The sequence below is a fragment of the Stenotrophomonas sp. YJH_SMC_10 genome (assembly GCF_059371555.1).
The window spans coordinates 716,744-724,737 of record NZ_JCAFUS010000001.1 but is presented as its reverse complement, the minus strand read 5'-3'; the positions used below and the strand labels follow the sequence as shown (position 1 = coordinate 724,737).

Sequence of the window (7,994 nt, the reverse complement as noted above, 5' to 3'; positions counted from 1 at the left end):
TCGATGTCCGCAAGCAGGAGCAGTCGACTAACAGTCGACTCTACCCATCCAGGCGTTCCTGCATCACCGGCTCAGGTGCAGGAACTGCAGGTGCCGTTCGTACTGGCTGATGATGTCGTTGATGATCTGCTTGCGGCTGTAGCCGACCAGGTCATAGTCCTGGCTGCCTTCGAACAGGTGCACTTCAGCGCGGTAGTAGCGCTGGTTGCGCAGCTGCTGGGCGGCGAACGACGGGGTCAGGTAGCCGCTCAGGATCACCCGGTACAGGAAATCCTGCTGCTCGCCGTGGTTCACCGTCAGCTCCATGTCGCCGGCCTCGAAGCGGGTGGCCACGTCCCAGCCCTGCCCGCGCAGCTGTTCGGCCACCGCCTCCATCGCCGGCTTCACCGTGTCGTCCATGAAGCGGTATACCTGGTCGCGCACCGGGAAATGCATGGCCTGGCTCAGGCGCTGGCGCCAGCCCTGGTGGTGGCGGTCGTCGCCGATCAGCGGCGAGGGCCGGTACTGCAGCGCGCGCTTGCGGTGCGATTCATCACTGAAGGCGCGGGTCAGGCCCCACATCATCAGCAGCAGCACCGCCGAGAACGGCAGCGACGCCAGTACCACCGCGGATTTGAGCGCGTCGATGCTGCCGGCCAGCAGCAGCCCGGCGGTCAGCACGGCGATCACCGTGCCCCAGAACACGCGCAGCCAACGCGGGCCATCGTCCTCCGGTGCACCGCCGTGCGAGGACAGCGTGGACAACACCACCGCCCCCGAGTCGGCCGAGGTCACGAAGAAGATGAAGCTGACCAGCACCGTCACCGCGATCACCGTGCGGCTCCACGGGTAGCTGTCCAGCAGTGCATACAGCACCGTCGGCGGATCATCCACCGCCAGCTGTGCCAGCTGCTGCTGGCCGTGGTGCAGGACTTGGTCCAGCGCGCTGTTGCCGAAGATCGACAGCCAGGCCAGGGTGAAGCCCAGCGGGATGAGCAGCACGCCGAACACGAATTCGCGGATGGTGCGGCCACGCGAGATGCGCGCGATGAACAGGCCCACGAACGGCGCCCAGCCGATCCACCAGGCCCAGTAGAACACTGTCCAGCCGCCCAGCCATTCCGGCCGGCCACCGTAGGCGTACACGTCGAAGCTCTTGCCGACCACGCTGCCCAGATAGTCGCCCAGGTTCTGCATCAGCGTACTCAGCAGGTACTGGGTAGGCCCGGCGCACAGCATGAACAGCACCAGCGCGATCGCCAGCAGCATGTTGATGTTGGCCATCCAGCGCACGCCCTTCTCCACGCCTGATACCGCCACGGCCACCGCCGCGCCCATCATGCTGACCACCAGGATGATCTGCACCAGGTTGGAGTGCGGGATGTTGAACAGGTGTGACAGGCCCGCATTGAGATGCAGCACGCCGAAGCCCATGTCGGCGCCGATGCCGAACACGGTGGCGACGATGCCCAGCGCGTCCACGGTGTAGCCGATCGGGCCGTTGATGCGCTTGCCGATCAGCGGATAGAGCGCTGAGCGCAGTGCCAGCGGCAGGTTGTGGCGGTAGGCGAAGTAGGCCATCGCCATTGCTGCAAGCGCGAACACGCCCCAGCCGTGCAGGCCCCAGTGCAGGAACAGCAGCTGCATGGCCTGGCGCGCGCCGGCCTCGCCCGCCGCCGGGTCGCCCTGCGGCGGCTGCAGGTAATGGGTCAGCGGTTCGGATACGCAGAAGAAGAACAGGGTGATGCTGATGCCAGCGGCGAACAGCATGCCGGCCCACGAGAGATAGCTGAACTCCGGCTCGTCATGGTCGGCGCCGAGCTTGATGCCACCGTACTTGGACAGCGCCACGCCGACCACAAACACCAGGTACAGGGTCATCGCGAGCAGGTAGTACCAGCCGACATTCAGGGCGGCCCAGTCCTGGGCCTGCAGCAGCAGGCGGCCCGCACCGAGCGGATACAGGCTGACAAACAGCGCGAACGCCACGACAACGATCGCCGCGAAGGCGAACACAGGCCGAAGGGTGCGCACCGGGGATTGTTGCGGCTCCAGTGCATCCATGGGGCGGCGTTCTCCGGTAGATCAAAGGGTTAGCCGACCAATTCTGGCTGAACCGCAGTGGACGGCGCATGAAGTCGCGGCCTGCCTGCATCAGCCAGCCCCGCATTTCCGTGCTACCACGCGCGCGCCGGCACGCCTGTTTCGGGTTTGACCGCACGCGCCGGAACAGACCCGGACCGCGCGCGCCATCCCATCACGACAGGGCGTGCACTGCACACAGCTTGTTGCCATCCGGATCGCGCAGGTAGGCCAGGAACAGCTGGCGACCGGCCATGGTGCGGACGCCCGCCGGGTCTTCAATGGCGGTGCCGCCGTGGACCACGCCCGCATCCTGCCAACCACGCACGGCGTCGGCACTGCCAAGGCTGAAGCCGATGGTGCCACCGTTGGCACGGCACGCCGGTTGCCCGTCGATCGGCGCGGTCACGCCGAACATCCGCCCATCCTTGAAGTACAGCAGCCGGCCCTTCTCGTCGAACACGCCCGGGCGTGCCCCCATCGCGGCGAACAGGGCGTCGTAGAAGCGGCGCGCGGCATCCATGTCGTTGGTTCCGACGGTGATGTGGCTGAACATGCGGGCACTCCATGTGGAAAACCGCAGTGTCGATGAGCGCAGGTGACTTCGCAAATCGCCCGCACCGGTGCCGCCATGCCGCGAGCCGCCACGCGCGAAAGGACCCGGTGCTACTTGGCGGTGCTGAGCAGCAGCACCGCCGCGGTGACCAAGGCGATGCCAACCCAGCCGATCGGGCGCAGACGGTTGCCGAACAACAGGCGACCGCAGCTGGCCGTACCGATCACGCCGATCGCGCCCCACAGCGCGTACGCAGTGGCGAGGTCCATGTAGCGCACGGCCTGGCCGAGCAGGGCGAAGGCGATCCAGACCAGGACGATCGCGGCGACGCCCCAGCGCCAGCGGCGGAAGCCCTCCGACTTGGCCACCATCATGTTGGCGGCGACGTCGATCAGCGCCGAACAGATCACGAAAAACAGGGCCAGGGTATTCATCAGTGCGCCTCCCCAAGGGTGACGCAGACGATGCCGACCACCGCCAGCACCAGGCCGGCCAGCTGCTGCAGCGACAGGCTCTCGCCGAAGACGGTGAGGCCGACCACGGTCAGCAGGGTCAGGCCGAGGCCTTCCCACACCGCGTACGCCACGCCCACCGCGATGCGGCGCACCGACTGCGCCAGGAAGAAATAGGACAGCGCCAGCGCGCCGGCCATGATCAGATAACCGGCCCAGCCGCCATCGCGGGCGGCGTGGGCCATGAACGAGGTGCCGACCACCTCGGCGACGATCGCCACGGTCAGGCAGGCCCAGGCGACCAGTGCGCCACGGGCGGGAACGGTACGGGACATGTGAAACTCCTTGCGGGGCGGCATCGCGCACCGCCTTCAGTAGATCCACGCCGTGCGTGGATGATCTCGAGCGCGGTGCAGACACCGCTGATGGAGATCAGTATCATCGTCTTTTACGGTGGTATCAAAATGGATTCCATCGACTGGAGCGATGGATCAATGCCCTACTCCCCAGAATCCCTGCAGGCCTTCGTGGAAGCCGCCGCGCTGGGCTCGTTCTCGGCTGCAGCGCGACGGCTGCACAAGACCCAGTCCACGGTCAGCACCGCCATTGCCCACCTGGAGGCCGACCTGGGCGTGAGCCTGTTCGACCGCAGCGGGCGCTACCCGCAGCTGACCGAAGCCGGCCGCCAGGTGCTGGGTCATGCGCAGGAAATCCTGGCTGCCGATGCGCGCCTGCAGCAGTTGAGCGTGCGCCTGGCCGCACCGGTCGAGTCGCGCCTGACCGTGGTGTTTTCCGATGTCTACCAGCTCGATCCAGAGCAGCGGATCCTGCAGCGCTTCGCCGAGGCGTTCCCGGAGATCGAACTGGAATGGCTGGATGCCGAGGGGGAGGACGTGCTGGAACTGGTCGGCAGTGGTCGCGCCGGGCTGGGCCTGCTGCCCAGGCAGGAGCGCTATCCCGATGGACTGGTGGCGCGACCGCTGGCCCACCACAGCGAACTGTCGGTGTACGTGGCGCGCGACCATCCGCTGGCCAGCGCCGGGCGTCGCGCCGCCGCACAACTGGCACGGCATCGGCAGGTGCGCCTGAGCGCGGAAGTCGATCCTTCCCGCGTGGTCACCGGCCTGGCCTGGACCGCCACCGACTACCTGATGGTGATGGAGATGGCCGAGGACGGCATCGGCTGGGCCGAACTGCCGCGGGCGCTGGTGCAGCGCTATGACCGCGGGCGCCTGGTGGAAATGGTGCTGCCCGGCTGGCCGCGGCGCATCCACAGCGACCTGCTGTGGCGCCGCGACACCCCGCCGGGACCGGCTGCCCTATGGTGGGCCGACGCATTGGGGTGAGGTAGTGCCGGCCGCTGGCCGGCAATCCGGTCTCGCGTGGTTGCCGGCCAGCGCCCGGCACTACCGGTCAACGATGGGCGAGCGCATCATCCAGCGCCGCGACACGCCGCCGGAACCGGCCGCCCCAGGGTGGGCCGACGCATTGGGGTGAGGTAGTGCCGGCCGCTGGCCGGCAATTCCGGCCAAAGATGGGTGATCGCGTGACCCACCGCCGCGCACACCGCCGGGACCGGCCGCCCTATGGCGGGCCGACGCATTGGGGTGAGGTAGTGCCGGCCGCTGGCCGGCAATCCCGGTCAGCGATGGGCGAGCGCGTAACCCACCGCCGCGCACACCGCCGGGACCGGCCGCCCTATGGTGGGCCGACGCATTGGGGTGAGGTAGTGCCGGCCGCTGGCCGGCAATCCCGGTCAACGATGGGCGAGCGCGTAATCCAGCGCCGCGCACACCGCCGCCACCTGTGCGTCGTTGCACTGCTGCGGGGTCGCCCGTGGGCTGTCCGGGTAGACCTCGGTGGTGGTGGTGAACTTCGCACCGGTGATGCCCGCGCACAGTCCGAGCTTCACCAGCGGATACTCGATCACGCCGTGGGCGATCACCGGCGAACCGATGATCTCGCCTTTGTCATCGGCCGGGGCGATATGGGTGACCTTCTCCACGGCGGCGATGACCGTCTGCTGGAAGGCCGGCTGCGGGTTCTCGCTGTCATCCACCAGGTAGAAGCCATCGGGGATCAGGCCCGGCTCGAACGGCTTGCCGTCACGGGCGGCCAGCGCCGGGCGGAACTCGCTCTCGTCGCTGTCGGTGGTCTCGTGCAGGTCGATGTGCAGCACGAACTGGCCCTTGTACGGCGCGATCAGGTCGATGACCGCAGTTGATTCACGCGCAGGGCCATCGGTACGGAAGTTGCGGTTCGGGTCGATCGCATCGAAGTTCCAGCGGTTGATGCGCTCAAAGCCCCACGGATTCACGCACGGCGCCACCAGCAGGTTGGCCTTCCCGGCATAGTCGGCAGCGTGCTTTTCGAGGAACTCCAGCGCGCCCATCACGCCACTGGTCTCATAGCCGTGCACGCCACCGGTGACCAGGGCGGCCGGCAGCGCCGGGTTCCAGTCGCGGCTGCGCAGGGCGAACAACGTATAGGTCTCGCCAGCGTAGTCGAGCTGGCCGTAGGCCACCTTGTCGAAGCGCGAGGCCAGCGCGTCGATGCGCGGCAGCACCTCGTCGTCATAGCGACGCAGGCGCTGCTGGCGGCTCCGCCACGCCTCCCGTTCCGCTGCGCCCCACGGCTGGCCAGGGGTTCCAACGGGGTAGAAGGCGGCTTGGGACATGGCAGATCTCGGCGGTCAGGAAAGCAGTCGCGCACTTTACCACCGGGGCATCGGCATGACCCGGCAGCGCATTCCCTTGCACAACGGAATCGGCAATAATTCTCATTTACGACCTTCCGCAGCCCGAACCGATGCCCTTCCACGCCCTGCAACCGGCCCGCCTGCCGCTGGCCGCCGCCCTCGCCCTGTGCCTGTTCCCGGCTGCTGCCGCCTTCGCGCAGGACAGCGCCACCACGCTGGACAGCATCCAGGTTTCCGGCAGCTGGCTGGGCACCGGCCTGCACGACAGCGTCAAGCGCTTCGCTGGCGCACGCACGGTGGTCGACCGCCAGCGCATCGAGGCCAGCGGCGCGGCCAGCATCGGCGACGCCATGCGACGCATCCCCGGCGTGCAGGTCACCGACAACTCCGGCACGGCCGGCAGTTCGGTGTCGCTGAACATCGGCGTGCGCGGCCTGACCGGGCGCTACTCGCCGCGCTCGACCGTGCTGCTGGATGGCGTACCGCTGGCGGTGGCGCCCTATGGCCAACCACAGCTGTCGTTCGCACCGACCAGCCTGTCCAACATCGACTCGATCGACGTGGTGCGTGGCGGCGGCGCGGTGCGTTACGGCCCGCAGAACGTGGGCGGCATCATCAACTTCAGCACCCGCGCCATTCCGACCGACGCGGGCCTGCACGGCGAAGCCGGCGCGCGCTACACCGCCCATGACCATGGCGGCGGTGACAGCACCCAGTACAACATCTTCCTCGGCGGCACCGGTGACAACGGCCTGGGTGCGGCCCTGCTGTACTCCGGCCAGGATGGGCGTGGCTGGCGCCAGGGCAGCGATGACCGCTTCAACGACCTCGCACTGAAGTTCGCTTACGCGATCGACGAACAGCAGGAGCTGCGCGCCAAGCTCTCCTACTACGACGTGCGTTCACTGACCCCGGGCGGCCTGACCCGTGCGCAGTACGAGGCCGACCCGTTCCAGAACACCCGCCCCACCGATTTCTGGAAGGGCCACCGCACCGGCATCGACCTGGGCTACACCAACACGCTGTCGGCCAACAGCGAGTTCGAGGTGCTGGCCTATTACAACGAAAGCAGCCGCGCCAGCTCGTTGATCAACGCCGCCAACACCCAGCTGACCGTGCAGCCGCGTGACTACCGCGTGCTCGGCATCGAGCCGCGCTACACCCAGCGCCTGCACTGCGGTGCCAGCGTGCACGACATCACCGCCGGCTACCGCTTCCTGCGCGAACGTGGCAACGACCGCAGCTACACCGTCACCCGCCGCACCGGCGTGGCCAGTGCCACCACCCGCTTCGACAACGCCACCGATGCCCATGCGTTCTACATCGACGACCGCATCGCGATCGGCCCGTGGCGGATCACCCCGGGCGTGCGCATGGAATGGATCGACATGGACCGTCGCCAGGCCGGCGGCGGCGCCACCTTCAGCAGCCGCAACGACAAGGCCCTGCCCTCGCTCAGCATCGCCTACCTGCTGACCCCGCAGCTGACCTTGTTCGGCAACTACACCACCTCGTTCGGGCCGGTGCAGAACATCCAGCTCAACTCGCAGACCGCCCGCAATCCGCTGAACCCGGAAGTGGCAAAGACCGCCGAGCTGGGTGCGCGCTGGCAGGACGGCGCACTGCGCGCGGAGGTGACCGTGTTCAAGATGCGCTTCGACAACCAGATCCTGCAGGTGCCGGGCATCACCCCACCGACCTTCCAGAACATCGGCGCCACCGACCACAAGGGCGTGGAAAGCGCGCTGGAGTACCACTTCGCCGAGGACAGTGCGCTGGCCGGGCTGGAGCTGTACGCCAACTACACCTGGACCCAGGCGATCCAGCAGTCCGGTGACAACCGTGGCCTGGACGTGCCGTTCTACGCGCGCGACACCGACAGTGTCGGCGCCCGCTATGCGCTGGCCGGATGGACCTTCAATGTCTCCAGCACCCACCAGAGCGGCCAGTTCTCCGATGCGGCCAACACCTGGGACGAAAGCGCCGATGCGCGCGTGGGCCGCGTGCCGGGCGTGCGCCTGTGGAACGCGCAGGTGGCCTGGCAGGTACCGGGCCTGGGCGACAGCGAGATCGCACTGGGCGTGAACAACTTGGCCGACACGCGCTGGTACACCCGCAACGTCGATGGCAACGCCGGCCGCATGGTGGCCGCGCCGCGCACCTTCTACGTGCAGGGCCGCTACCGCTTCTGACGCGGTAACCGCCCGATGCAGTGACGGTGGCGATC

7 protein-coding genes are annotated in these 7,994 nt (G+C 67.9%); 2 read left to right on the top strand and 5 right to left on the bottom strand.

Annotated features, from left to right (window positions below; translation table 11 throughout):
- Positions 1-63: 63 nt before the first annotated feature.
- The 4 genes from betT to AC5P9C_RS03310 all read right to left on the bottom strand — a co-directional run bounded on the left by betT (position 64) and on the right by AC5P9C_RS03310 (position 3,404).
- Entirely contained in the window at positions 64-2,043 is a 1,980-nt protein-coding gene (betT, locus tag AC5P9C_RS03325) for a choline BCCT transporter BetT (RefSeq protein ID WP_057493251.1), read from the bottom strand.
- A gap of 193 nt (positions 2,044-2,236) precedes the next feature.
- Entirely contained in the window at positions 2,237-2,617 is a 381-nt protein-coding gene (locus AC5P9C_RS03320; protein ID WP_343541796.1) for a VOC family protein, read from the bottom strand.
- Positions 2,618-2,727: 110 nt separating this feature from the next.
- Positions 2,728-3,051, bottom strand: coding sequence for a DMT family transporter (locus AC5P9C_RS03315; RefSeq protein WP_053462985.1), 324 nt, complete (start codon positions 3,049-3,051; stop codon positions 2,728-2,730).
- A complete protein-coding gene (locus AC5P9C_RS03310) occupies positions 3,051-3,404 on the bottom strand; it encodes an SMR family transporter (RefSeq protein ID WP_130767966.1) in 354 nt (117 codons plus the stop codon). The genes AC5P9C_RS03315 and AC5P9C_RS03310 overlap by 1 nt, the downstream gene beginning before the upstream one ends.
- Positions 3,405-3,563: 159 nt before the next feature.
- On the opposite strand from AC5P9C_RS03310, the gene AC5P9C_RS03305 reads away from it, so the two are divergent.
- A complete protein-coding gene (locus AC5P9C_RS03305; RefSeq protein ID WP_343541790.1) occupies positions 3,564-4,415 on the top strand; it encodes a LysR family transcriptional regulator in 852 nt (283 codons plus the stop codon).
- A 410-nt stretch (positions 4,416-4,825) separates the two neighbouring features.
- On the opposite strand, the gene AC5P9C_RS03300 is transcribed toward AC5P9C_RS03305, so the two are convergent.
- A complete protein-coding gene (locus AC5P9C_RS03300; protein ID WP_049464510.1) occupies positions 4,826-5,746 on the bottom strand; it encodes a M14 family metallopeptidase in 921 nt (306 codons plus the stop codon).
- Positions 5,747-5,877: 131 nt separating this feature from the next.
- Between AC5P9C_RS03300 and AC5P9C_RS03295 the strand changes: the two genes are divergently transcribed.
- Positions 5,878-7,959, top strand: a complete 2,082-nt coding sequence (locus AC5P9C_RS03295; RefSeq protein WP_343541786.1) for a TonB-dependent receptor family protein — start codon at positions 5,878-5,880, stop codon at positions 7,957-7,959.
- The last annotated feature ends 35 nt before the right edge of the window (positions 7,960-7,994 follow it).